The following is a 25,767-nucleotide window of genomic DNA, read 5'->3' as shown; positions in this document are numbered from 1 at the left end:
GGTAGTATCTCACTAACTGTGTAAGTATAAAAATAATGGGGTTTTAAAACCCCATTATTTTTATGTTTAATTTTAAATGTTACACAGTCTTATGAAAAAAGAAGATTTATTATCGGAAGAGTTTTTAAAACAGTTTAAAACTGGAGAAGACCTAAATGGCTTTCTTGCCCAACTACAAAAGCGTGGATTGGAAGCTATTCTTAATGGCGAATTGGATTCTCATTTAGGGTATGATAAACATGAGAAATCCCCCTGTTCGAACTCTCGTAATGGTTTTTCCAAAAAGAAAATAAAAACCTCTTTTGGTGAATCAGAACTTCAGGTTCCCAGAGACAGAGAAGCTTCTTTCAATCCCATGATAATCCCTAAAAGGCAAAGTATGGCTGACGGATTGGAAAATGTCATCATATCGCTTTATGCCAAAGGAATGAGTGTTAGCGATATTGAAGAACAGATAAGGGAAGTGTACAATTTTGAGGTATCTACCTCTACTATATCAAGGATTACAGAATCGGTATCCAATGCATTGTTGCTTGGTAAAACCGTCTATTAGAGCCTGTTTCTTTAATAGTTTGGATGGATGGTATCGTATTTAAAGTTCGTGAAAGCTCTAAGGTCATCAACAAGACCATTTATCTAGCTGTAGGCCTAAACAGAGACGGTAAAAAGGAAGTTCTTGGTATGTGGTTAGGCAAGAATGAAAGTGCCAGTTTTTGGTTGGGAGTATTAACGACTTTAAAAGCCCGAGGTGTGGAAGATATTCTCATTACTGCAACTGACAACCTCAATGGCTTTACACAAACCATTAAAAACGTATTCCCGGAATCGCAAACACAAATCTGTGTTGTACATCAAATCCGGAACTCAGCCCGTTATATAGTCTGGAAAGATAAAAAGGAGTTTTCTAAAGATATGAAACAGATTTATGATGCGCCAACCAAACAAGCTGCAAAAGGAGCTTTGGAAGATTTTGCCAGCAAATGGAATCATAAATATCCTTATGCTGTTAAATCCTGGGAAGAAAACTGGGAGGAACTTACCGTCTTTTTTGACTTCCCAATTGAAATCAGAAAAATCATTTACACCACAAATCTAATTGAAAATCTTAATGGAAAAATTAGAAAATATACCAAAAACAAATTGTCATTCCCTACGGATGAAGCCGTTTTAAAATCCGTATATTTGGCTTTAAGAGAAGCAACCAAAAAATGGACTATACCAATCCATAATTGGGGATTAATCCTCAATCAGTTCTTAACCATATTTGAAAAAAGGGTTCAACTTTAAGTAAAAAGTCAAACCCTGTTATTTTTTAACTTACACACTTTTTGGGATAGTGTCTTTTATGGATTACGCGTTTGGATTGAGATTTTTCAGGTTTAATTGCGCTTCCTGTAATTCAATTTTACGCTCTTTATTTTTGTTGGTCAGTTTTAACAGCTTTTTCTTCCATTTGATGTCGTCTTCGGGAGTAAGCTTGTCTTTGTCTTTTAAGGTTTTATACTTTGCAGTCTGCTTGTCCAAATCCTTCTGACTGTCGGCTAACCTTTCGGTTGCTTTATGAACGTTTTTCTGAGCCTTTTCGATATCTTTTTTGACTTTTTCGGCTTTTTGCAATTCTTTGGCCAGTCGTTTTTGTTCTTTTTCGGCCGTTTTACGCTGTTTTTCGGCTTCTTTAAGTGCTAATTCGTGTTCTTTAAGCTTTGCTTTTTCCAGTCGCTCTTTTTCTTCTTTGATTTTTTTTAAATCGTCAAGACTTTGTGAAAGATGTGCTTCGGCATTGTTGCTAACGGTTTCTTTCGAAATTTCCTGTCCAAAACTAAACTGTGTTGAAATAACAGCTAGTGCAACCATCAATTTTACTTTCATAGATACTACTTTTATTAATTTTAAAAGGGTTATAACTATTTATTATCTTTACAAATGTAACAAAAATCAAGCCATGTCTGTAGTAATAGCGATGAAACGACCTCTATTTCTGATAAAACTCCTTTTAATGTTTTTTTTCTTGTTTTCATGTGATAAAAAAGCAACTGAAGCTTCCTTTTCCGGAGTGGCTGAAAAGGAAATTGTGACCGAAGCCGATAGCACATCCGCTACTTTTACGATGGCAAGTTTTGACTATTTTCCCACTTCGACCACTGGAGTGGTGATCAACCATGAAGCGTATTCCTTTTCCTATGTCGAACCCTATGAACAGGCAGAATGGGTAGCCTATACACTAACAAAAGATGATTTGTCCAACAGGGACTTTAAGCGTCCGTTGTTTACAGAGGATAAAGACGTAAAATCGGGATCAGCAAGTTGGCGAAATTATAAACAATCCGGTTATGATAAAGGACATTTGTGCCCGGCTGGTGATCGGAAAAAGAATTATAAAATGTTTGAAGAAACCTTTCTGACGTCTAATATTTCGCCGCAATTGCATCACTTTAATGATGGTGTCTGGAACCGACTGGAACAAAAAGTACGGTATTGGGCTACAAAGTATGACGGATTATATGTGGTAACCGGAGGCGTTTTATCTGAAAACTTAAAAACCATCGGCAAAGAAAATGTCGCCGTTCCGAATTATTTCTATAAAGTACTGATGACCAGAAAAGGCGATAAAATGATCGGTTTTTTGGTGCCACATGCGGTAAGTGATCGTCCGTTATACGAATTTGTAGTCGATGTGGATACGATTGAAAAACTGACCGGTATCGATTTCTTTCCACAATTACCGGACGCTATCGAAAATAAATTCGAAAAGAACAGCGATTATAAAGCCTGGAGTTTTAATTAGATTACCATTCGTTTACTTTGTTGGCATCCATTTTCAGGAATACAAACAACAAAATGGTGAATGCCCATAAACTCGATCCGCCATAGGAGAAAAAGGGTAGTGGTACTCCAATGGTTGGAAACATCTTGATCAGCATCGAAATATTTACAAAAAAGTGGGTAAACAGGAATGTTGCGACACAATAGCCGTACACCCGACTGAATTTTGTTTTCTGATGTTCGGCAAGATAGATAATCCGCATAAAAAGGGTTACAAATAATACGATTACAACTGAGGCACCGGCAAATCCCCATTCTTCACCAACAGTTGTAAAAATATAATCGGTATGTTGTTCCGGTACGAAACCACCTTTGGTTTGCGTTCCTTCGAGATAGCCTTTACCAAGCCAGCTTCCGGAACCAATAGCAATCATCGACTGATTCAGGTTGTATCCTTCCCGCTGCATGTTGACGTCTTTTCCAAGAAGTACATTAATACGATCTTTCTGGTGTGCTTCCAATACGTTTTCGTAAACATAATCCACCGAGAATACAAATCCGGTTATCAATACAAAAATAATCCCGTAAACAAGCGGATTCCGATTGATACGACGGTTAAAGATATAATGGATGATCATTATAATAAATGCCAGTATAACGATAAATACCGGTTTGATAATCAAGGCGAGAATAAAGAGTACAATTGCGATAAAACCGGTCCAGAGATACCAGCTTGGTAATCCTTCGCGATATAAAACGAATACCAGTGAAATAAAGATCATGGCGCTACCGGCATCGGGTTGTAGAAGGATTAAAACAACCGGAAAGCCAAATACGGCCAGTGCGATTATCTGATGCTTAAATAATTTGATATTGATTTGTGTGTCACTCAGTAGCTTCGCTAAAAGTAAAGCCGTGGCGGTTTTTACGAACTCAGACGGTTGGAAACCGAAACCGCCAAACTGGTACCAGTTGGTTTGTCCTTTAATGGTCTTACCAAAGGCAAATAGTCCGAGGAGCAGGACAATACCTAGTGCATAAAAGACAATAGCGTACTTTTCGAATATCTTGGCATCCACAGAAAGTATGGTGAAAATCAACGGGATGGTAAGCATGATAAAAAGCATCTGCTTACCGTAGGTCTGACTTAAATCAAAAATGGAGGTTTCCTCAAGAGGTAACGAAGCCGAGTAGATATTCATCCACCCCATGATCACCAATACAATATATATAAGTATGGTAATCCAATCGATATTATTCGCTACGCTCTGATTTTTCATTATCGGTTATTAATTGTAAAAGGCACACCACTAGTCACCTTGTCGTATTCATGTTGTAAACTACCTTCCAGCATTCTTTTTTCCAAATCGGTACGGGTAATGGTCTTTTTCAGATATTTTTCAATCATCAAACTGGAAATAGGCCCGGCCCAACGCGCACCCCAATAACCGTTTTCTACCAATACGGCGATCGCGATTTTAGGATCATGTCGCGGTGCAAAGGCTACGAAAACCGAGTGGTCGGTTAGCTGTACTCTTTTTCCGTTGATTTTGGTAAAGTTTTCGGCCGTACCGGTTTTACCGCAAATCTCAATTCCTTCTACACGAAGGCTGGCTGCGGTTCCCATATTGTACACGTCGAATAAACCATCGATCACTGGTCGGAAATATTGTTTGTCGATAGATGTAATGTGTTTGGTTGTAAACTTTTTATCGATCTTATGTTTTTCAATTTTTCGGATTACGTGAGGGGTATAGTAATAACCTTCATTGGCAATTGTGGCCATCATATTCGCCAACTGAATTGGTGTCATGGTTACCTCACCCTGTCCGATGGAATTGGAAATAATGGTTGTACTTTTCCAACCCCCATTCGGATACCAACGATCATAGTAGCGAGAAGTCGGGATATGTCCTTTTCTTCCCGGTGGAAGATCGTAACCCATAAAATTTCCTAATCCGAAGCTCTTCATATGGGCACTCCAGGCATCCACACCAAAACGAGGTTTGTTATATTTTTCGATGGTTCGTTTAAACACATTGGCAAAATAGGCATTACAGGATTTGTAAATGCCGTTATGCAATTTGATATTTCCGCCGGGACAGTGGCATTTCATAAAAGCACCTCTACCGTAGGAAAACCCGTGATGACAAACAAAGGTTGTATTTTCGTCGATTACTTCTTCCTGAAGTCCGGCCAGACCGGTTAATATTTTAAAAGGTGATCCCGGCGGATATTCTGCCAAAAGTCCGCGGTCGTATAACGGCTTTGCAATCGAATCGTTATACAACATGGTATAATTCTTAGAACGCTCGCGACCTACCAAAATGGCCGGATCATAAGATGGAGCGGTCACCAAAGCCAGGATTTCACCGGTTTTGGGTTCGATCGCAACAATACCACCGCGTTTATTTACCATTAAAGCTTCGCCATACTTTTGAAGTTCGGAATCGATAGTTAAGGTGATGTCTTCTCCTTGAACGGCAATTGTATCATAAATACCGTCTTTATAGGGGCCTATTTCACGGTTAAAGCGATCCCGTTGGATATATTTTACTCCTTTGGTACCGCGTAAAACCTCTTCATACATCTGTTCTACACCTTGCATACCGATCAAATCCCCGCTTTTGTAATACGGTTTCTTTTTGATGATGTTATCGTTTACCTGTGTGATATAACCAAAGATATTGGCACCGACGGCCACCTGATAGTCCCGTAAAGAACGTTTCAGAATCTCGAAACCGGAAAATTTCCGGATCTTTTCCTGAAAAGCAGCGTATTCCATTTTGTTTAACTGTGCGATAAACACCGATGGGAGCATCGGACTGTAAACACGTGCTTTTTCAATTTTTTTGATAAAATCTTCTTTGGTAATATTAAGTAGATTACAAAATTCCAGGGTATCGATATTTTTAACATCCTTTGGTGTTACCATAATATCATATGACGGCTGGTTGGCTACCAATAGCTGACCATTACGGTCGTAGATGTAACCGCGTTCCGGATATTCGTATTTGATTTTGATCGCGTTATTATCCGATTTTTGGATATAGGAATCGTCTAAAATCTGCAAATAAAAAAGCCTTGCCATTATCAGCAGTGCTGCAATAACAATCAAACCGGGTAATAAAAGTTTTCTCATCGTTTGCTAGGCTTAATTAAATAAATAATTATGATGCAAAGCAGTAAGGTAAATATAGTGCTTAGTAAAGTTCGCAATAAAATATCCCAAATAAAATTAAAACGGAATATTTCTAATAAATATAATACTAAATGATGGGTAACTACAGCAATAAGGATAAACGAAAAACGTTCGGGCGTTAACTTATCGGTAATTTTAACGGTTTGATATTCGTAACTCACCCCGAATGAGAATTTAAAAAAGGTTGGTCTGAAATAGGCCAGGGTTACACAGGCCGCAGCATGCACTCCTCCGGAATTGGAAAACATATCCATCACAAGTCCCAGAAAGAAGCTGGCAACCAGCAAACCGGCTTTACTACCGTTTACCGGATATAAAATGATAAAAAGAATATACGGATACGGATTGATAAAACCCAGAAAGTCGATGTTGTTAAAGATAACAACCTGTATAGCGAGCAGCACGACAAAGCGTAAGCTATTTGTGATAAACGTACTATTCATTTTTTGTCTCTTCTTCTAATTTCTGGATTTCCTGTTTTTTTAGGTTTTCAATTACATAGACATGGCCTAAATTGGTCATATCGTTAAATAAACGAACGTTCAGCGTATAGTAATTGGTTGCCTTGTCGATATACACTTTATCAATAGTACCGATAGGAATATTTTCAGGAAAAATTTCCGAACGACCACCGGTAACAATAGTATCGCCTTTACGTACAGAAGCCAGACGAGGAACGTCGATCAACTGAGCAAAACCTACATTTTTCCCGTTCCATATCAGGGAACCGAAGTGGTTTGATTTTTTAATCTTGGCATTGATCTGCGATTTCACATTCAGAATACTTTGTACGGTCGAATAACTACTGGATGTTTTTTCGATAATACCGACTACGCCCAAACTGTTTACGACACCCATATCGGGTTTAATACCGTCCTGTTGTCCGCCCAATAAGGTCAGGTAATTTTCTTTACTGTTAAAAGTATTGTTGATTACCTTGGCATTATACACTTTTATATTTTCGATTCCGGACGGTTTCGGTAAGGCACTTCCGGCTGTTAAGGAATCGGTATTGTTAAAAAGCAGTTTTTTCAACTGAGCGTTTTCATTGGCCAGCTGGTTGTTTTGTTCGCGAAGGTTCAGATATTCTTTAACGTTATTGATCTTTTCGTATACAAATCCGGTAAACACATTCGCCGAACTGATATAGCGGCTTCTATGATAGGAATGGGATTGTATGGTCAATGATAAAGAAATGCCCAAAAGCAGCAAAAACAGTAACCGGTTACTGTTTTTTAATATAAAGTTAAAGATTTGCTGCATGAATTAGTTCTTTATTTGATAAGAATCCCTTTGAATTTCTGAATATTTTTTAATGCCATTCCCGTTCCTCTTACAACGGCTCTTAATGGATCTTCGGCGATATAAACCGGTAAATCCGTTTTTTGAGAGATACGCTTGTCAAGTCCTCGTAACATCGAACCTCCTCCGGCCAGATAAATACCGGTATTGTAAATATCGGCGGCCAGTTCGGGTGGTGTTTGTGATAAGGTTTCCATAACCGCATCTTCAATACGTTGTATGGATTTGTCTAAGGCTTTTGCGATCTCGCGGTACGAAACGTCCACCTGTTTTGGTTTCCCGGTTAACAAGTCACGTCCCTGAACCGACATTTCATCTGGTGGCGTATCCAGGTCTTCCGTAGCGGCACCAATAGCAATTTTAATTTTTTCAGCGGTACTTTCTCCAACAAAAAGGTTGTGTTGTGTTCGCATATAATACACGATATCGTTAGTAAACACGTCACCGGCAATTTTAACCGATTTGTCACAAACAATTCCGCCTAATGCAATTACCGCGATTTCGGTAGTACCCCCTCCGATATCGACAATCATATTACCTTTCGGTTGCATAATATCCACACCGATACCGATAGCCGCAGCCATCGGTTCGTGGATCAGGTATACTTCTTTTCCATTAACCCGCTCACAGGATTCTTTTACCGCCCGCATTTCCACCTCCGTAATACCGGAAGGGATACAAACCACCATTCGCAAAGCCGGTGTAAACATTTTTTTCTTTAGCGCCGGAATGCTTTTAATGAACAAACTGATCATTTTTTCCGATGCGTCAAAATCAGCAATTACACCATCCTTTAGAGGACGTATGGTTTTGATGTTTTCATGAGTCTTACCCTGCATCTGGTTCGCCTCTTTACCAACAGCAATAATTTTCCCAGAAACACGATCACGAGCAACGATAGATGGACTATCAACGACAACTTTGTCATTGTGGATAATAAGGGTATTTGCGGTACCTAGGTCAATCGCAATATCCTCAGTCATGAAATCAAAAAATCCCATACAAAAAAGGGTTTAATACATTTATAAATAATTAGCCTACAAAAATAATAAAATTAATGTTTAAAATGACGAACTCCGGTAAATACCATCGCAACTTTATTTTCGTTACAATAGTTGATACTCAGTTCGTCTTTTATAGAGCCACCCGGTTGAATAACAGCGGTAATTCCGGCATTTTTTGCCAACTCAACACAATCCGGGAAAGGGAAGAAAGCATCGCTTGCCATTACTGCTCCGTTCAGATCAAAAAGGAATGAATTTGCTTTTTCTACAGCCTGGCGTAAAGCATCCACTCGGGACGTTTGTCCGGTTCCGGAAGCGTATAGCTGTTTGTTTTTGGCAAAAACAATAGTGTTTGATTTGGTGTGTTTACAGATTTTTGAGGCAAACAGTAAATCTTCAATTTCCTGTTCTGTAGGTGCTGTTACTGTAACGGTTTTTAAAAGCTCTTTATTGTCTGTAATATTGTCTTTATCCTGAATTAACATTCCATTAAGACAAGTGCGTACCTGTTTTGTAGGTAATTCCACCTCATTCTGGATCAGGATAATTCTGTTTTTCTTTTCTTCTAAAATAGCGATCGCTTTTTCGTCATATGCCGGAGCAATTACCACTTCGCAAAATAATTTATTGATTTCTTCCGCAGCGGCTTCGTCAATTTTTCCATTGGCGATCAAAACACCACCGAAAGCCGAAGTCGGATCACCCGCTAAAGCATCCAGATAAGCGTCTTTCATTGTCTTACGCGTTGCCAATCCGCAAGCATTATTGTGCTTTAAAATGGCAAATGTCGGATCGTCATTTTTAAACTCGTTCATTAGGTTTACCGCCGCATCAACATCCAATAGGTTGTTGTATGAAAGCTCTTTTCCGTGTACTTTGGTAAACATCGCGTCGAAATCGCCAAAGAAATATCCCTTTTGGTGCGGGTTTTCCCCATAACGCAAAATCTGACCGTTGGCTACACTCGCCTTATAAACCGTTTCATCGGTATTGAAATAATTGAAAATCGCACCGTCGTAATGTGATGAAACATGGAACGCTTTGGTTGCCAAAAGACGTCTTTCTTCCAAAGTAGTCGCGCCGTTTCCGTTGGTAATCATATCAAGGAATAACGCATATTCGTTAACCGATGCCACGATAACGGTATCTTTAAAGTTTTTAGCCGCCGCACGGATCAGGGAAATACCACCGATGTCGATTTTTTCGATAATATCGGCTTCATTAGCTCCGGAAGCAACAGTTTTTTCAAACGGATACAAATCAACAATAACCAAATCAATTTGTGGAATTTCATATTCCTTCATTTGTTGTACATCGCCTTCGTGATCCTGACGGTTTAAGATTCCTCCGAAAATTTTCGGATGTAAGGTTTTAACGCGTCCGCCTAAAATGGAAGGATACGACGTTACATCTTCCACAGGAACTACCGGAATACCCAGATTTTTAATAAAATCTTCGGTTCCACCGGTTGAATAAATCGTCACATTGTGGTCATGTAATTTTCTAACGATAGGTTCCAGGCCGTCTTTGTCGAATACCGAAATTAAAGCCGATTGAATGGTTTTTGTTGTGTTCATTGTGTTGTTGTGTTTTTTAAAGGTGCAAAAGTAATTATTGTTACAATAACATTCAAAAGAAAGGGCATTAGATTTTAGTCTTTTTTGATTTTTTTTCGCGGTTTTTGATCTGATTCACAGCTTTATTGGATGCAAAACTTTAAGCGATAGAAGAGAATCGGATACGGGTCGGGTTTGGGTATGATGGAACTATTGGGTATTTGTGTAAATTTTCTGTAACATTTGCGGTTTTTTACCTACTAATTGGCTAGGATATTGCTCAAAAAATACAGAATTTTACAAAAGTTAAACCCGTCACTATGTTGTTATACCTGAGACTGCTAAAAGAAAGTTTGAGTTTTGCACTCAATGCTTTGCGGAATAATAAATTGCGAACCCTGTTGTCGCTGTTGGGTGTTACAATTGGTATCTTTTCGATTATTGCCGTACTGGCGGCTGTCGATTCTATGGATCGTAAAATTAAAAATGACCTTAGCGGACTGGATAAAAATACGATCTACCTGATGCGTTTTTCATTCGGACCATCGGAAGTACCCCAATGGAAACGCGAGCAATTCCCGGATGTAACCTACGAAGAATTCGACTATCTGAAACGGTCATTAAACGATCTGGATAAAATTTCATTCAATCTGTTTACCCGTAAAGAAAATATCAAATACGAATCGAATACGGTGAGCAGTATTAATGTGACCCCGTGTACTAATGAGTTTATCGATATTGAAAAGCTAAAATTTGCGCAGGGACGTTTTTTTAACGAAGCAGAATCCAATTCGGGCTCGCCGGTAATCATTATTGGAAGCGAAGTCGCAACAGGATTGTTTGGCACGATGGATCCGATGGGTAAAAAAATACGTTTATACGGACAACGGTTTACAGTGATTGGTGTTCTGGATAAAGAAGGATCAAGTACTTTTGGACCGAGTAGAGACGTTTCGGTTTTCCTTCCTGTAAATTTTCTAAGACGATTATATGGTGATAATAGTGATATGCTAACGCCGGCGATTCTGATAAAACCGGTAAAAGGTGTCGATATCGAAGCTTTTAAAGGTGAATTGATCCAAAAGTTACGTACATTCAGAGGGCTAAAAACCGGAGATATCAATAACTTTTTTATCAATGTATTATCCGGATTTACGGATCTGATCGATAATATCGTCGGGCAAATGAATGTGGTAGGCTGGATTATCAGTGGTTTTTCCCTGTTGGTAGGAGGTTTCGGAATTGCCAATATTATGTTTGTGTCGGTAAAAGAACGAACCAACCTGATTGGGATTCAGAAAGCTTTAGGAGCGAAAAATCGATTTATATTATTCCAATTCCTGTTTGAAGCCGTTATTCTATCGGTAATCGGAGGATTGGTCGGAATGTTTTTGGTTTGGATTATTGCTTTGGTATTGTCGAAAGTATTGGACTTTGAATTTGTACTTGGTTTCTGGAATATCATTATCGGAACGTCACTTGCCGCTTTTATAGGATTAATTTCCGGGATTATCCCGGCGATTTCAGCCTCCAAACTGGACCCGGTGGAAGCCATCCGAAGCGGAATGTAAACACGGGTAAAAAGAAAGAACACCTGATAGGTTTTTAAAACCTGTCAGGTGTCAAATACTATAGTAGTATTGTATACTATTATGCTGAAGCAGTCGCTACGTTTTTATCGATTTTATTTACCAATCCCACTAAAACTTTACCCGGACCGACTTCTGTAAACAAAGTGGCACCGTCGGCGATCATTTGTTGTACGGATTGCGTCCATTTTACCGGAGCGGTTAATTGCGTGATCAAATTCTTTTTGATTTCAGCAGGATCCGAAACAGCTTTTGCCGGTACGTTTTGGTATACGGGACAAATAGGCGTGTTAAATGTTGTTGCTTCGATAGCTGCTGCCAGTTCTTCGCGGGCCGGTTCCATCATAGGCGAGTGGAAGGCACCACCAACCGGAAGGATCAAGGCACGTTTTGCTCCGGCTTCTTTCATCGCTTCGCAGGCTTTTTCCACAGCCGTTAACTCACCGGAAATTACCAACTGACCCGGGCAATTGTAATTGGCAGCTACAACCACTCCGTCGATTGAAGCACATACGTCTTCTACCACTTTATCCTCAAGACCTAAAACGGCCGCCATAGTAGATGGAGTGATTTCGCAGGCTTTTTGCATCGCCATGGCTCTTTGGGAAACCAATTGTAAAGCATCTTCAAACGATAAGGTTCCGTTGGCAACCAAAGCCGAAAATTCCCCTAACGAGTGACCGGCAACCATTTCCGGTTTAAAGTCGTCACCAAGGGTTTTGGCCAAAATAACCGAATGTAAAAAAACAGCCGGTTGTGTTACTTTGGTTTCTTTTAATTGTTCGGCAGTACCTTCAAACATAATGTCGGTAATGCGAAAACCTAATATCTCGTTTGCTTTTTCGAATAGCGCTTTAGCCAGTGCCGAATTTTCGTATAATTCTTTACCCATTCCGGTAAACTGCGCTCCCTGACCCGGAAATACATATGCTTTCATATTCTTCTCTGTTGGTTTTGTTTGTTATTGACAGACAAAAATAGTGTTTTTTAGCATATTGGAAAGCAGATTGTTGCCGAGCCTGAAATAAGAAACCGTTGCAGTTTCCCTAAAAAGGTAGGCTGCAACGGTTCTACTTAAAACCAGATTATGAAATAATTATTGCTTTACAAGTTGTAATTCGATGTTTAAACGAACGTCGTCGCTCACCAATACACCACCGGTTTCCAAAGCGGAATTCCAGTTTAAGCCCCAGTCTTTACGGCTGATTTTTCCGGAAATGTTTAATCCGGCTTTGGTATTACCCCAAGGGTCTTTCATTAAACCGCTGAATTCTACCGGTAGTTTTACAAATTTAGTAACACCACGTAAGCTAAGATCACCGGATAATTCGTAGTTATTGTCGTCTACTTTGGTAAAAGATGACGCTTTAAAAGTCAGTTTTGGATGGTTCTCCACATCGAAAAAGTCAGCACTTTTTAAATGGTTGTCACGATCGGCATTTCGGGTGTCTACCGAATTCACATCGGCTGAAAAGCTAATCGAAGCATTTTCGAAGTTATCACCATCGGTTGTGATGGTAGCGTCGTAGTTTTCGAATTTACCGGAAACATTAGTAAACATCATGTGTTTTACTTTAAATCCTATTTCGGAGTGTGTCGGATCAATTGCCCATTTTGTAGTTGCCATAATAATATGTTTTAAAAGTTATAATATTGTTTTTTAATTTTTTATTTATTCGATTTCCATCGGAACTTCCATTAATAAGAATTCAGCATCGGAAGTCGCGGTAATGGTTACTTTGTCGGTATTCCAGATTCCCAATCCATCGCGGGTGTCTAAAGCCTGATCATTTACAGAAACCGCCCCTTTTAATACGAAAACATAAAGTCCGTTTCCGTCTTTTTTAAAGGCGTATTCTTTTGCGACACCGGCGTCGAATTTCCCCATGTGAAACCAGGCATCCTGATTGATCCAAACGCCTTCGTCATCCGGATTTGGTGACAATACCTGTTGTAACACATTATGTCTTTCGTCTTCGTTTAATGTGATCTGATCATAACGTGGTGCGACATTTCGTTTGTTCGGGAAAACCCATATCTGAAGGAACTTAACCTCTTGATCTGCGTTTTTGTTGTATTCGCTATGACGTACACCGGTTCCGGCGCTCATCACCTGGATATCACCTTTTTTGATAACGGTTTTGTTACCCATACTATCCTGATGTTCCAAATCGCCTTCCAGTGGAATACTGATGATTTCCATATTGTCGTGCGGATGTGTCCCAAATCCCATTCCGGCAGCTACCGTATCGTCGTTTAAAACGCGTAAGGCTCCGAAACGAACCCTTTCCGGGTTAAAATAATTAGCAAAACTAAAGGTGTGGAAACTTTGTAACCAGCCATGATTGGCGTTTCCTCTGGTGTTGGCTTTATGCAATACGATATTTTCCATAATCTTCGAGTTGGTATTTTGAATATGATTAAATCCTACAGGTTCTTGTGGGTCGGAAATAGCTTCTTTGGCTAATGCCGTTCCGGTGATGACAGCTCCGGTTCCCAACAAACTTTTTTTGATAAAATCTTTTCGGTTCATAACGGTTATTTTGATAGTTCAAAGATACAACCGATTGATAACGAATATACTTAACCTAGATTAAGAAATAAAAAAATCCCCGTCACAAGTCGTGGAACGGGGATAGGAAGTTTATTTTTTGAGTAAACGGGCTTTCATCTTACTGAAAAACTCCGGCGTTACTCCTATATAAGAAGCGATTTGTTTTTGTGGCAGGCAATGGATCAGATCCGGATGTTTTTTGGTAAACTTGTCATAACGCGCTTCGGCCGTAAAACTAAGGTTGTCAATTAACCGTTGCTGATTGGCGACAAGCGAATTCTCAATCAGTATTCTAAAAAAGCGCTCCATTTTAGGAACTTCGTCATAAAGGCGCTCCTGGTTTTCTTTGGATAACAGAATCACCTCCGAATCTTCATTGGTTTCGATATATAATTGTCCGGGACGTTGCGACAGATAGCTGTACATATCGGCAATCCACCAACCAGGTGAGGCAAAACTCACCACATGTTCCACACCGTTTTCATCGATCGTATAACTGCGCAAAATACCTTTGATCACAAAATAGGAGTGAAGGCATATTTCGCCCTCCTTTAATAAAATGCTTTTGGCTTTATAGGATTGAAATTCCGTAGCCGCCACGACGCGCTCCTGTTCTTCGGAGGTGAGTGTGACATATCGGGCAATAGTATCAAGGAGTAGGTTCATGTTTTAGGCGTTTACGGTTATCAAAGTAGCGGTTTCTTTAGCTCTTTCGGTAATCGATTCGATAGGAGTTTCCAGTGTATCACTGGTTAAAACAACCCCCATTCGACGGTACGGTCTGGAAGTCGGTTTACCAAATATTCTGAAATCTGTTTTCGGTAAAGCGGCTACTTTTTCAATTCCGGTATAGGTTGGCTGTTCGGAATCTTCCGAAGCCAATATCACGGCACTGGCACCGTTTTTTTCTAAAGTGATGGCTGCAATTGGCAGGCTCAAAATGGCGCGTAGGTGTAATTCAAACTCGTTAAAATTTTGTGTCCCGGCTAAAGTTACCATTCCGGTATCGTGCGGGCGTGGTGATAATTCGGAAAAATAAACTCCTTCGTTTGTCAGGAAAAATTCCACACCAAACAATCCGGCGCCACCTAAGGCTTCGGTTACTTTTCGAGCCATATCCTGTGCTTCGGCGATAGCTGCGTCGGATACACGAGCCGGTTGCCAGCTTTCCTGATAATCCCCGCGTTCTTGTCGGTGGCCGATTGGCGCGCAGAAAAGCGTTGGATTGTTATTTTGGGTTACGGTGAGTAAGGTGATTTCGGAATGGAAATTCACAAAAGCTTCCACGATTACTTCCACGACATCGCCGCGGGAACCGTCTACGGCATATTGCCAGGCTTTAGCGATATCATCTCCCGATTTGATAGTCGACTGCCCTTTTCCGGACGACGACATTAACGGTTTAACCACACAAGGAATCCCAACTTCCGCAACGGCTTTTTCCAGTTCTGCCGCCGAAGTCGCATAGCGATAATTCGCGGTGCGCAGCCCTAAATCCTTAGCGGCCAAATCGCGGATCGCTTTTCGGTTCATCGTAAAGTTGGCTGCTTTGGCCGATGGAACCACGGTAATGCCTTGTTTTTCGTAATCGTAAAAACGCTCGGTACGAATGGCTTCAATTTCCGGTACAATAAAATCGGGTTGGTGTTTGGCTACCAGGGCATCTAAAGCAGCGCCATCTAGCATGTTGATCACTTCAAAACCATGAGCAACCTGCATGGCCGGAGCGTTAGCATAGCTGTCGACAGCAATTACCGTTTGTCCGATACGTTGTGCGGCGATCACAAATTCTTTTCCGAGTTCACCGGAACCTAATAGTAGTATTTTTTTAGTCATTGTAGAGTGTTGTATTTTAGTAGTTTGTTGTTGTGAATTGTCGGATTGACCGTTAAAAAAAAGTCCCGACAAAGTCGGGACAAATTTATGCTAAAACTTCCGAAGTTGCTACCGCTTCTTTAATACGGTGCAAAGCTTCTTTTAGTAGATCGTCGCTGGTTGCGTATGAAAAACGGATACAGTTCGGGTTTCCGAAGGCATCACCTGTTACTGTGGCTACATTGGCTTCGGCCAAAAGATACATGGCAAAATCATCCGCATTGTTGATCAGTGTGCCGCGTAAAGTTTTTCCGAAGAAAGCCGAAACATCGGGGAAAACGTAGAAAGCACCTTCCGGTACGTTAATTTTCATTCCGGGAATTTCTTTAATCAAACCAACTACAAGATCGCGTCGTTGTTGGAACGCCTGAACCATGTGTTTTAATACGGTTGGATCGGCTTCAACTGCGGCAATCGTTGCGCGTTGTGCGATGGTATTGGCACCACTGGTAACCTGACCCTGCATTTTGGTACAGGCTTTGGCGATAAATTCCGGTGCACCGATATAACCTATTCTCCATCCGGTCATGGCAAAAGCTTTGGCTACTCCGTTTACGGTAATGGTTCTGTCTAACATACCTGGAATAGACGCGATACTGCAATACGATCCAGTGAAGTTAATATGCTCGTAAATCTCATCCGATACCACATAAACTGAAGGATGTTTTTCCAATACGGCTACCAATGCCGTTAATTCTTCTTTGCTATATACCGAACCACTTGGATTACAAGGAGAACTGAACCACATCATTTTGGTTGTCGGTGTAATCGCTGCTTCCAGTTGTTCCGGAGTGATTTTAAAGTCACTATCAATGCTGGTTGGAACTTCTACCGGAACACCACCGGCCATTTTAATGATTTCGTAATAGCTTACCCAGTAAGGCGCTGGTAAAATCACTTCGTCACCAGGGTTGATCATTACCTGTGCAATATTATATAACGATTGTTTCGCACCGGTTGATACTACAATTTGAGACGGTTTGTAGTCTAATCCGTTATCTCGTTTGAATTTTTTACAAATAGCTTCCTTTAGTTCCAGGTAACCTTCTACGGGAGGATAGGAACTGTAATTATCGTGAATGGCCTGAATAGCGGCTTCTTTGATAAAGTCGGGCGTGTTAAAGTCAGGTTCGCCAAGACTTAAACTGATAATGTCTATTCCGGCGGCTTTTAATTCTCGGGCTTTGGCAGCCATGGCCAGGGTTTGCGATGTCGATAAATTATTAATTCTATCAGAAAGCGGATTCATAAAAATGATTTTGTTTTGAAGTTTATGGTTTATACGTAGTTTTTAAGCGATAGCTGGTTTTTGTCCCATTTCTTTTAAGTGTTTGAAATGCGAGTAAACCGCAGAACGCATCGTTTTAAATTCGTAATACGGAAGGTTGCATTCCATAGCCGTTTGTTTTACGATTTCCCCGATTTTACTATAGTGAATATGACTGATGTTCGGGAAAATATGATGCTCGATCTGGTGATTTAAGCCACCGGTATACCAGTTGACAATTTTGTTTTTTGGTGCAAAATTGGCAGTTGTATATAATTGATGAACGGCCCAGGTGTTTTCCAATTCTCCGTTATCGTCCGGTTGTGGGTGGTGAATGTCTTCTACAACGTGTGCCAATTGGAACACCACACTCAGAATTAATCCGGCGGTATAGTGCATGATGAAGAATCCTAATAATACTTCCCACCAAACGATTCCTAAAAGCATCGGAAGGATTAGCCATAAAGCAAAATAAATGATTTTGGTAATGACTAATGTGGTCCATAATTTAAACGGACTTGGGAATTCACCATACGATAATTTTCGTTTGATATAACGTCGCATCTGACGGAAATCGGTCGTGATCGCCCAGTTAAACGTTAGCAATCCATATAGGAAAATAGAATAGTATTGTTGAAAACGGTGTACAGGTGACCATTTGGCGTGTTCGGTAAAACGGATAATGCGACCTGCGTCAAGGTCTTCGTCATGACCGTGGATATTGGTGTAGGTATGGTGCAATACATTGTGTTGTACCTGCCAGTTGTATACATTTCCGGCCAGGATATACATACTGCCGCCCATAATTTTGTTTAACCATGGTTTTGAAGAGTATGCCCCGTGATTTCCATCGTGCATCACGTTCATTCCCACACCGGCCATTCCAACGCCAATCAGGATCGTCATTAGTAAATGGATCCATAGCGGCATACTAATGGTTAGGATTAAAAAATACGGGATCAGAAAGATACTAAACATGATAATGGTTTTCATGTGTAGTTTCCAGTTTCCGGTTTTCTTGATATTGTTTTCCTTAAAATAATCGTTAACTCGTTTGTTTAGTGTCCTGAAAAATTTTAAACTATCGGTTTTTGAAAAAAGTGGAGTCTGTTTTATCATAAGTTTATTAAAATGCAAAATTTTCGTTCAAAGGTAATTATTAATAGAAATGTAATAGGTTAAAAATGAAAAAAAATGAAGGACAAAATGCTTACTTTTGCAGAAAATTTTGAATAATGCAGGATATTGTAAAGTATTTTCCTAATCTAACAGAAGATCAGGTTTCTAAGTTTCGTGAATTGGAAGTTTTGTATAAAGATTGGAACGCTAAAATTAATGTGATTTCGAGAAAAGATATAGACGAATTGTACGAAAAACACGTATTGCATTCACTTGGAATTGCGAAGATACAGGAGTTTAAACCGGGATCAAAAATTATGGATGTGGGCACCGGAGGCGGTTTTCCGGGAATCCCGTTGGCGATACTGTATCCTGAAGTGGATTTTTATCTGATTGATGTGATTGCCAAAAAAATCCGTGTGGTAAATGAAGTGGCAACCGCTTTGGGATTGCAAAATGTCAAAGCCGAACAAATGCGGGCGGAAAACGTAAAAGAAGAATTTGATTTTATCGTAAGTCGTGCGGTGACCAATATGCCGGATTTTGTAAAATGGGTAAAAGATAAGGTGAAGAAAAAGCAAAATCACGAACTGAAAAACGGGATCCTTTATTTAAAAGGGGGCGATCTGACGGAAGAGTTGCAGGATTTTCCAAAAGCAACCCAATATGATCTTGCGGATTATTTTAAAACAGAATTTTTTGAAACTAAAAAAGTGGTACACTTACCATTAAAATATAAGGTTTAGTTTTTACACCTGACAGGTTTCAAAAACCTGTCAGGTGTAAATTATAAGAAATAAAAAAGGCTCACATTAGAGTGCTCCCAAAAAGTTAGACAAATTTATAATTAAATTTGACAATAATGAGCTCGGTATTTCACCGGGCTCATTCCATTTAAATTAAGTTTAATTCTATTGTTATTGTAATAGCTTATGTACTTTTTAAGCTCTTGTTTTAAATGTTCTGTTGATTTAAACTTTTGAAGATAAAACAACTCTGATTTAATAATACCAAAAAAGTTTTCTATAACAGCATTGTCTAAGCAATTCCCTTTTCTTGACATACTTTGAGTAACTCCCTTGTCCTTCAATAATCTTTGATATTGTTTCATTTGGTATTGCCATCCTTGATCAGAGTGCAATATAAGCCCAGTATTATCTGCTATTTTCCTAAATGACTTTTTAAGCATATTAGTGACCTGTTCAAAATTTGGCCTTTCTGATAATTCATAGCTTATTATTTCTCCATTAAATAGATCAATGACAGGAGACAAGTATAGCTTCTTTCCCTTTACATTGAATTCGGTTATATCAGTTGCCCATTTTTGATTGGGTTGTTCTGCTTTAAAATTCCGTTGTAATATATTAGGTGCTATCTTGCCATGTTCTCCTTTATACGATTTATATTTCTTAACTCTTATTAAACTCTTAAGCCCTAAAACTTTCATTAGTTTCAATACAGTCTTGTGATTAATTACAAAACCTTTATTCCTTATCTCAAGAGTGATACGGCGATAGCCCAGACGACCTTTATGAGAATGATAGATCGATTTAATCAACTCTTTAAGCTCTGTATATTTGTCAATAACAGCGTTTCTCTTTTGATGATAATAATAACTAATCCGTGCCATATTTGCATGATCCAATAAAAGAGATAGATCATGGTTATGCCTTAATTCCTCTATGGTTTGTGCCTTTTGTTTTGCTCGGCTTCTTCTGCTTGAATTAAGGCTTGTAACTTTTTTAAATAGGCTACTTGAGCACGTAAAGATTCATTTTCCAGTAAAAGCTCTTCTTCTCTGGTCAAAGGTTTATCGGATTTCTTTTTAGCTCTTTTGTAAGTCATCGATATGGGTTTTCCTTTTGGTTTTTGTACTAAACCTGGTTGCGCCATGGTTTTTAAATTGACGCTGCCAGGCCAAGATTATCCCATCATTGGGAATGTTGAAAAATAAACAGGCCTGACTCAAAGATAAACACTTCTGATCAATGGTACGTATAACTTTTAGCTTAAAATCGGAACTGTAATTCTGATTCTTACGGGATAACAGACCTTCTTTTCCATACTTAAGATAGAAGTTTATCCATCTTCCAAGATTAGTTTTACTAATTTCTTGCTCCTGAGCAACTGAGCCCTTTGAGCGGTTTTTATTTAATACTTCTTCTACACAATGAAGTTTAAATTCATAATTGTACTTGACTTTTCTTTCCATAAAAAATGCCCCCAAATAGTGTCTAACTTTTTGGGGGCAGTTCACATTAGTGAGCCTTTTTTTGCACCTTACGGTGTGATATATTATCCTAAAAATGGATATCTGTAATTTGTTGGCGGAACGAAAGTTTCCTTAATGGTTCTTGGGGATACCCAACGCATTAAGTTCAATACCGAACCGGCTTTATCGTTAGTTCCGGATGCTCTGGCACCACCAAACGGTTGTTGACCTACAACAGCTCCGGTTGGTTTGTCGTTGATATAGAAGTTTCCGGCTGCATTTTCAAGGGCTTTAGTAGCTTGTTCGATAGCGTAGCGATCCTGACTAAAGATAGCTCCTGTTAAAGCATATTCAGAAGTACTGTCTACTAAAGCAAGGGTTTCTTCCCATTTCGCATCTTCGTATACATAGATTGTCAACACAGGTCCGAATAATTCGGTTTCCATAGTCGAGTATTTTGGATTTGTCGTAACGATTACCGTTGGTTCGATAAAGTATCCTACGGATTTGTCGTAGTTACCACCAGCGATAATTTCGGCATCGCTGTCTTTTTTCGCCTGATCGATAAATCCGGCTAATTTGTCGAAAGAACTTTCGGAGATTACGGCGGATACAAAGTTAGATGGATCTTCCGGTGATCCCATTTTCATAGAAGCGATATCGGCAACTAATAATTCTTTAACTTGAGACCAGGTTGATTTTGGTAAATACGCTCTGGAAGCTGCCGAACATTTTTGTCCCTGATATTCGAAAGCACCTCTCGATAAAGCGGTAGCCACCTGAGCTGGAATAGCCGATGGGTGTGCTACTACGAAATCTTTACCTCCGGTTTCACCTACGATTCTAGGGTATGTTTTGTATTTGCTGATGTTTTGTCCGATTTTAGCCCACATATCGTTGAAAACGCCTGTAGAACCTGTAAAGTGGATACCTGCGAAATCAGGACTTGCCAATAATGTATCGGAAATCATTGAAGAGTTACCATACACTACGTTGATAACACCTGCCGGTAAACCAGCTTCTTTGAAAACCTCAACAATTACGTTAGCCGAGTAGATTTGTGTAGCACTTGGTTTCCATACTACTACGTTCCCCATTAAAGCTGGAGAAGCTGGTAAATTTCCGGCAATAGCAGTAAAGTTAAAAGGAGTGATCGCATATACGAAACCTTCTAACGGACGGTGTTCTACACGATTCCAAACGCCTTCTGACGAAATTGGTTGCTCAGCATACACCTGAGTCATAAACTGAACGTTAAAACGTAAGAAGTCAATTAACTCACAAGCCGAGTCAATTTCTGCCTGGTGAACGGTTTTTGCCTGTGCAATCATTGTAGCGGCATTGATTTTAGCTCGGTAAGGACCTGCTAATAAATCGGCTGCTTTTAAGAAAATAGAAGCACGGTGTTCCCACGAAAGGGCGGCCCATTTTTTCTTTGCTTCCAGCGCTGTGCTAATCGCTTTTTCGATATGCTCTTTTTCGGCTTGGTGGTATTGTCCCACGATGTGTTTATGGTCGAATGGAGGTGTTAGGTTTTTGGTGTTTCCGGTGCGGATTTCTTCACCACCTATATATAAAGGTACATCAACATTGGCGTTGTACAATTCTTTGAAAGTTGCTAAAACAGCATCTCTTTCCGGCGTACCTGGCGCATACGATTTTACAGGTTCGTTAACGGCTTTAGGTACATTATAAATTCCTTTTGGCATAACAATTTGTATTTATTATTTATCAAATTTTCGCGTAGCGAAGATACAAATTATTCACGAAAAAGGTGTTTTTTGTGGTGTTAATGCTTTGGTAAAAAATGAATTAATTCAAGGCAAAAGGAGCGCTTAACCGGAATGTAGGAATTATTACACGGAAGGAGCGGGTTGAGGTGAAATTGATCATGTTGAAATACCCGCGCATGGCTCCAAACGGTGAAGAAAGCAGGCATCCGGAGCTGTAGGTGTGTTTTTCACCCGGTTTGAGTACCGGCTTTTTACCGATCACGCCTTCGCCGTCAACAATCTCAAGATCGTTAAGGGAGTCGTAAATCTCCCAGTGACGCGAGTTCAATTGAACGGAATCCTTGCTTTGGTTTTCGATCGTGATCTCATAACTAAAGGCAAAGTGAATCTTGTAGTTTTTGAAGTAAGTGCCTTCAAAACTAGTCAGAACTGAAATTTTTATGCCTCTGGTTATTTGTGAAACCATAATTTTTCCGATTGGATTTTTGGGAAATAATTCCAAAAATAGCAAATATTTGAATCGATTCGGATAAATTTAAAACTTTTTTAATTCGTGATGTTTTCAGAAGTGGCAAAACCACGTCCGATGATTTTGTCATAGCGGTCGTTGTTTCCGCGATAATACACAATTACAAAATAATTGTTTTCCGTTTGGTAGAAATTGCCGTCAATAGCGTTCTGATTGTCTACTTTACCCTTGGCATCCAATAAAACATATTGGTAGTTTACAAAACCTTGTTTCAGTAAAATAGCCTTTTCATAAACACCTTTCTGCGCGTTAAAATCCATTTTGTTTTCGGGTGCCAGAGCAAAATTGTTAAACATCCCGTTTATGTAAATGTCTTTCTTATCGATAGTTGTTGGCGGAATCAATGTAAAATAAACCCAGGCGTAATCGGCTTCGGTTTCACCGTTTTCGGAGCCAATATTACGTACGTAAAAACTACCGTTGATATCCGGATAATAGGTGTATGGTTTGTCACCTCTCGGAGAATTGGCAAATAGCAGGGAATTGTAAATTTCACCGGAAGTCACCTTTCCTACGTTGTTGCCGGGATTACGGATGTCTTTATTGTCGAAATACAAAAACTCGTTACCACCCCAAAACTGGGTTTCCTGATTGTAACGGTAAATTAAATCAGCGCCTAAAGTATACTGTGGTTTGATGTTTAAAATGGCATTGTCCCATCGCCCGTTTTGTAATAACGCAACTTTAATATTCTGAACCGGATTTTGCAGTGTGTTATTGTCGCCCATTTTGATAGTAAAATCCAGATTTTGCTTTTTCTCGATATCGGTCAGGTTACGGGAACGTTTGATTTGTAACGGAACGGAAAGGTTTTCTTCATAAATGATAAAACGTCTGGAAAAAACAAGCTCCTGGTTGTCGTTAAAAATTTTGATCATGTAATTACCGGATAATAATATACGGTTAAAACGATTCGGGAAGGCCTGTTTGTAATGCGAATAAATCTGGAGCGTATTAAAAGAATTCTGATACGTCATAATTCTCTGATTGTCCATTCCCTGAAGGTATTCCGATTTGGCCAGTATGGTTGGCGTCCAGTCGTAATTGTATTGGGTAATCGTATAATAATAATCGGCTTCGTTGCCAAATAAATCATCAAACTGTAATTCGAAAGTATCACCCAGACGAAACATCGGAATGGTATTGGCACCGCTTTGAACAAACGACACGGTTTTGATGTTGAACGGTGGATTCACTTCCTTTTCAACCTGGGAAAAAACGGAAGCAGAACCGGATAATACACAAGACAGAAGCAGTAAAAATCGTAGTTTTTTATAAAATAACATAGGGCTTTTTTGAATTGTCAGTGAGGTAAAGATAAACAATTCGCTACAACAATCCGTTAAAAAAAGCTATCCGTTATGGATTTTATTTGCGACAAACGGGAATTATTTCCCCTTTGGCCAGACAATAGCGTTCTACAAGTTCCGGTGCAATTTTTTTCGTATAATCTTCTTCGGTTACGGTAAAGCCCATGCTGCGAAGCTTGTCAAAATAATCCCGTCCGTATACGCGCACATGATCATACTGACCAAAAATAGCGGCCCGTTCTTTCGGATCGGTAATAGAATCGTCTTCGAAAGTTGTGGCGCGGTTTAAATCCTGCGGAATCTGAAAAATCCCCATGCCACCGGGTTTTAAAACGCGGTATAACTCCTGCATGGCTTTGGTATCGTCTGGAATATGCTCCAAAACGTGGTTGCACAAAATCAGGTCGTAGGAGTTATCGGCAAACGGAAGATTACAAATGTCGGCCTTAACATCGGCCAGTGGCGAAAGGAGGTCGGTTGTGGTGTACTCTAGATTTTTCTGGTTTCGGAAACGTTTGTAAAAAGCCTGTTCCGGAGCAAAGTGCAATACTTTTTTAGGAGCGGTAAAGAAATCGGTTTCATTTTTCAGATACAGCCAAAGCAAACGATGCCGTTCCAGCGAAAGTGTGCTGGGCGACAATACGTTATTCCGTTGTGTTCCGTAGCCGTACGGAAGGAAACTTCGGAAGCTTCTACCATCGATTGGATCGGTAAAGGTATTTCCTTTTAGGGCCAAAGCCAAAACAGGGCGTGCCACATAACTCAGACGGATCAGTAGCGGTCTCGGAATGGTATTTAGTATAAATTTGAAAGCGGATTTCATGTACAGGAATTTATCATGCAGACACTATATAAGGATAGCGTCTGCATGGGGCTTGTTTTTAGAGTACTAAAGCTTGTTTTCGGAATTCGTTTTCTTCGTCGGATTGAATACCTAATGCCTGATAGATGTATTGAAAAGTGGATAATAATTCCGGTTTTCCGTCTACTATAGCCACATCATGCTCAAAATGAGCGCTTGGTTTTCCATCGCGGGTCGAAATTGTCCAACCGTCTTTTAGGGTTTTGATGTTTCGGGTTCCCATATTAATCATCGGTTCGATGGCAACAACCATCCCTTCAATGAAAAGTTTTCCACGTCCTCTTTTACCGTAGTTTGGCATTTCCGGTTCTTCATGCATTTTACGGCCTAAACCATGTCCGACTAATTCGCGGACCACTCCGTATCCATGACCTTCGGCATATTTTTGAATCGCATTTCCAACATCTTCCACGCGGTTTCCGATTTTAAATTCACGGATACCGACATATAAGGATTCTTTGGTTACCTGAAGTAATTTTTTCGTTTCGGGAGCCACGTCACCGATTTCGAAAGTATAGGCGTGATCTCCGTAAAACTCATTTTTAATAACACCACAGTCAACCGAAACAATATCGCCTTCCTGAATCGGTCGGTCGGTTGGTAAACCGTGGACAACTTGGTCATTTACACTGGTCAATAAGGTCGACGGACATCCGTATAATCCTAAAAATCCCGGGATGGCATGGTGATCTCTGATAAAAGTTTCAGCTAATTTATCCAGTTGAAGCGTAGTGACACCGGGTTTGATTTCGCCGGCAATCATCCCTAAGGTTTTGGAAACCAAAAGGGCACTCTCACGCATTAATTCTATTTCTTCTCTTGTTTTAGGAATAATCATAACGTTATTTTTCAGACTGCAAAAGTACAATATTCTGTTGATTATTTTTAAT

General features: G+C 39.8%; 24 protein-coding genes and 1 pseudogene. 4 read left to right on the top strand and 21 right to left on the bottom strand.

Annotated elements, in window-relative coordinates:
- Positions 1-91 precede the first annotated feature (91 nt).
- A pseudogene (locus ABFU83_RS12760) lies at positions 92-1,287 on the top strand (IS256 family transposase).
- Between the two features lie 63 nt (positions 1,288-1,350).
- Here the strand turns inward: ABFU83_RS12760 and ABFU83_RS12755 are convergent.
- Entirely contained in the window at positions 1,351-1,869 is a 519-nt protein-coding gene (locus tag ABFU83_RS12755) for a hypothetical protein (RefSeq protein ID WP_347066436.1), read from the bottom strand.
- A gap of 238 nt (positions 1,870-2,107) precedes the next feature.
- On the opposite strand from ABFU83_RS12755, the gene ABFU83_RS12750 reads away from it, so the two are divergent.
- Positions 2,108-2,785 (top strand): DNA/RNA non-specific endonuclease, encoded by a 678-nt coding sequence (locus ABFU83_RS12750; RefSeq protein WP_347070219.1) that lies wholly within the window; start codon positions 2,108-2,110, stop codon positions 2,783-2,785.
- 1 nt (position 2,786) lies between these two features.
- Here ABFU83_RS12750 and rodA read toward each other — a convergent pair whose 3' ends face one another.
- Genes rodA through purH form a run of 6 tightly spaced genes read right to left on the bottom strand, consistent with a single transcriptional unit; the run spans position 2,787 to position 9,848 of the window.
- Positions 2,787-4,043 (bottom strand): rod shape-determining protein RodA, encoded by a 1,257-nt coding sequence (gene rodA / locus ABFU83_RS12745; protein ID WP_347066434.1) that lies wholly within the window; start codon positions 4,041-4,043, stop codon positions 2,787-2,789.
- Positions 4,043-5,905: a penicillin-binding protein 2 gene (mrdA, locus tag ABFU83_RS12740; RefSeq protein WP_347066432.1), complete on the bottom strand. Its 1,863-nt coding sequence runs from the start codon at positions 5,903-5,905 to the stop codon at positions 4,043-4,045. Before mrdA ends, rodA begins: the two co-directional genes overlap by 1 nt.
- Positions 5,902-6,408, bottom strand: a complete 507-nt coding sequence (locus ABFU83_RS12735) for a rod shape-determining protein MreD (RefSeq protein WP_136402144.1) — start codon at positions 6,406-6,408, stop codon at positions 5,902-5,904. The genes mrdA and ABFU83_RS12735 overlap by 4 nt, the downstream gene beginning before the upstream one ends.
- Positions 6,401-7,228 (bottom strand): rod shape-determining protein MreC, encoded by an 828-nt coding sequence (gene mreC / locus ABFU83_RS12730; protein ID WP_347066430.1) that lies wholly within the window; start codon positions 7,226-7,228, stop codon positions 6,401-6,403. The genes ABFU83_RS12735 and mreC overlap by 8 nt, the downstream gene beginning before the upstream one ends.
- An 11-nt stretch (positions 7,229-7,239) precedes the next feature.
- Complete coding sequence (locus ABFU83_RS12725) at positions 7,240-8,268, bottom strand: rod shape-determining protein (RefSeq protein ID WP_136402146.1); 1,029 nt, start codon at positions 8,266-8,268, stop codon at positions 7,240-7,242.
- 53 nt (positions 8,269-8,321) lie between these two features.
- Complete coding sequence (gene purH / locus ABFU83_RS12720) at positions 8,322-9,848, bottom strand: bifunctional phosphoribosylaminoimidazolecarboxamide formyltransferase/IMP cyclohydrolase (RefSeq protein ID WP_347066428.1); 1,527 nt, start codon at positions 9,846-9,848, stop codon at positions 8,322-8,324.
- 299 nt (positions 9,849-10,147) lie between these two features.
- Here purH and ABFU83_RS12715 point away from each other — a divergent pair, with 299 nt between their 5' ends.
- Positions 10,148-11,398 carry an ABC transporter permease gene (locus tag ABFU83_RS12715; protein ID WP_347066426.1) on the top strand — a complete coding sequence of 417 codons (1,251 nt, stop codon included), beginning with the start codon at positions 10,148-10,150 and terminating at the stop codon, positions 11,396-11,398.
- A gap of 79 nt (positions 11,399-11,477) precedes the next feature.
- Here ABFU83_RS12715 and fabD read toward each other — a convergent pair whose 3' ends face one another.
- The 7 genes from fabD to ABFU83_RS12680 form a co-directional block, all read right to left on the bottom strand.
- Complete coding sequence (gene fabD, locus ABFU83_RS12710) at positions 11,478-12,353, bottom strand: ACP S-malonyltransferase (RefSeq protein WP_347066424.1); 876 nt, start codon at positions 12,351-12,353, stop codon at positions 11,478-11,480.
- Between the two features lie 159 nt (positions 12,354-12,512).
- A complete protein-coding gene (locus ABFU83_RS12705) occupies positions 12,513-13,043 on the bottom strand; it encodes a YceI family protein (protein ID WP_347066423.1) in 531 nt (176 codons plus the stop codon).
- Between the two features lie 45 nt (positions 13,044-13,088).
- Positions 13,089-13,808 carry a pirin family protein gene (locus ABFU83_RS12700; RefSeq protein ID WP_347070218.1) on the bottom strand — a complete coding sequence of 240 codons (720 nt, stop codon included), beginning with the start codon at positions 13,806-13,808 and terminating at the stop codon, positions 13,089-13,091.
- A 252-nt stretch (positions 13,809-14,060) separates the two neighbouring features.
- On the bottom strand, positions 14,061-14,636 hold the full coding sequence (locus tag ABFU83_RS12695; protein WP_347066422.1) for a Crp/Fnr family transcriptional regulator: 576 nt from the start codon (positions 14,634-14,636) through the stop codon (positions 14,061-14,063).
- 3 nt (positions 14,637-14,639) lie between these two features.
- Entirely contained in the window at positions 14,640-15,806 is a 1,167-nt protein-coding gene (purT, locus tag ABFU83_RS12690) for a formate-dependent phosphoribosylglycinamide formyltransferase (protein ID WP_347066420.1), read from the bottom strand.
- Between the two features lie 85 nt (positions 15,807-15,891).
- Complete coding sequence (locus ABFU83_RS12685; protein ID WP_347066418.1) at positions 15,892-17,094, bottom strand: pyridoxal phosphate-dependent aminotransferase; 1,203 nt, start codon at positions 17,092-17,094, stop codon at positions 15,892-15,894.
- A 42-nt stretch (positions 17,095-17,136) separates the two neighbouring features.
- Complete coding sequence (locus ABFU83_RS12680; protein WP_347066416.1) at positions 17,137-18,231, bottom strand: acyl-CoA desaturase; 1,095 nt, start codon at positions 18,229-18,231, stop codon at positions 17,137-17,139.
- 116 nt (positions 18,232-18,347) lie between these two features.
- On the opposite strand from ABFU83_RS12680, the gene rsmG reads away from it, so the two are divergent.
- Complete coding sequence (rsmG, locus tag ABFU83_RS12675; RefSeq protein WP_347066414.1) at positions 18,348-18,977, top strand: 16S rRNA (guanine(527)-N(7))-methyltransferase RsmG; 630 nt, start codon at positions 18,348-18,350, stop codon at positions 18,975-18,977.
- A gap of 101 nt (positions 18,978-19,078) precedes the next feature.
- Here rsmG and ABFU83_RS12670 read toward each other — a convergent pair whose 3' ends face one another.
- The 7 genes from ABFU83_RS12670 to map form a co-directional block, all read right to left on the bottom strand.
- Positions 19,079-20,002 (bottom strand): IS3 family transposase, encoded by a 924-nt coding sequence (locus tag ABFU83_RS12670; RefSeq protein WP_347070199.1) that lies wholly within the window; start codon positions 20,000-20,002, stop codon positions 19,079-19,081.
- Positions 20,003-20,056: 54 nt separating this feature from the next.
- Positions 20,057-20,443, bottom strand: a complete 387-nt coding sequence (locus ABFU83_RS12665) for a transposase (protein ID WP_347066413.1) — start codon at positions 20,441-20,443, stop codon at positions 20,057-20,059.
- Between the two features lie 83 nt (positions 20,444-20,526).
- Positions 20,527-22,152 carry an L-glutamate gamma-semialdehyde dehydrogenase gene (gene pruA / locus ABFU83_RS12660; protein WP_347066411.1) on the bottom strand — a complete coding sequence of 542 codons (1,626 nt, stop codon included), beginning with the start codon at positions 22,150-22,152 and terminating at the stop codon, positions 20,527-20,529.
- A 103-nt stretch (positions 22,153-22,255) separates the two neighbouring features.
- Positions 22,256-22,642: a Co2+/Mg2+ efflux protein ApaG gene (gene apaG, locus ABFU83_RS12655; RefSeq protein WP_136402904.1), complete on the bottom strand. Its 387-nt coding sequence runs from the start codon at positions 22,640-22,642 to the stop codon at positions 22,256-22,258.
- Between the two features lie 80 nt (positions 22,643-22,722).
- Positions 22,723-23,991: a DUF5103 domain-containing protein gene (locus ABFU83_RS12650; RefSeq protein WP_347066409.1), complete on the bottom strand. Its 1,269-nt coding sequence runs from the start codon at positions 23,989-23,991 to the stop codon at positions 22,723-22,725.
- A gap of 82 nt (positions 23,992-24,073) precedes the next feature.
- A complete protein-coding gene (locus ABFU83_RS12645) occupies positions 24,074-24,838 on the bottom strand; it encodes a methyltransferase domain-containing protein (RefSeq protein WP_347066408.1) in 765 nt (254 codons plus the stop codon).
- A 58-nt stretch (positions 24,839-24,896) separates the two neighbouring features.
- Positions 24,897-25,715: a type I methionyl aminopeptidase gene (gene map / locus ABFU83_RS12640; RefSeq protein WP_347066406.1), complete on the bottom strand. Its 819-nt coding sequence runs from the start codon at positions 25,713-25,715 to the stop codon at positions 24,897-24,899.
- Between the last annotated feature and the right edge of the window lie 52 nt (positions 25,716-25,767).

The sequence above is a fragment of the Flavobacterium sp. WV_118_3 genome, from assembly GCF_039778605.1.
Classification (GTDB): Bacteria; Bacteroidota; Bacteroidia; order Flavobacteriales; family Flavobacteriaceae; genus Flavobacterium.
This window is presented reverse-complemented; position numbering and strand designations above follow the sequence as displayed.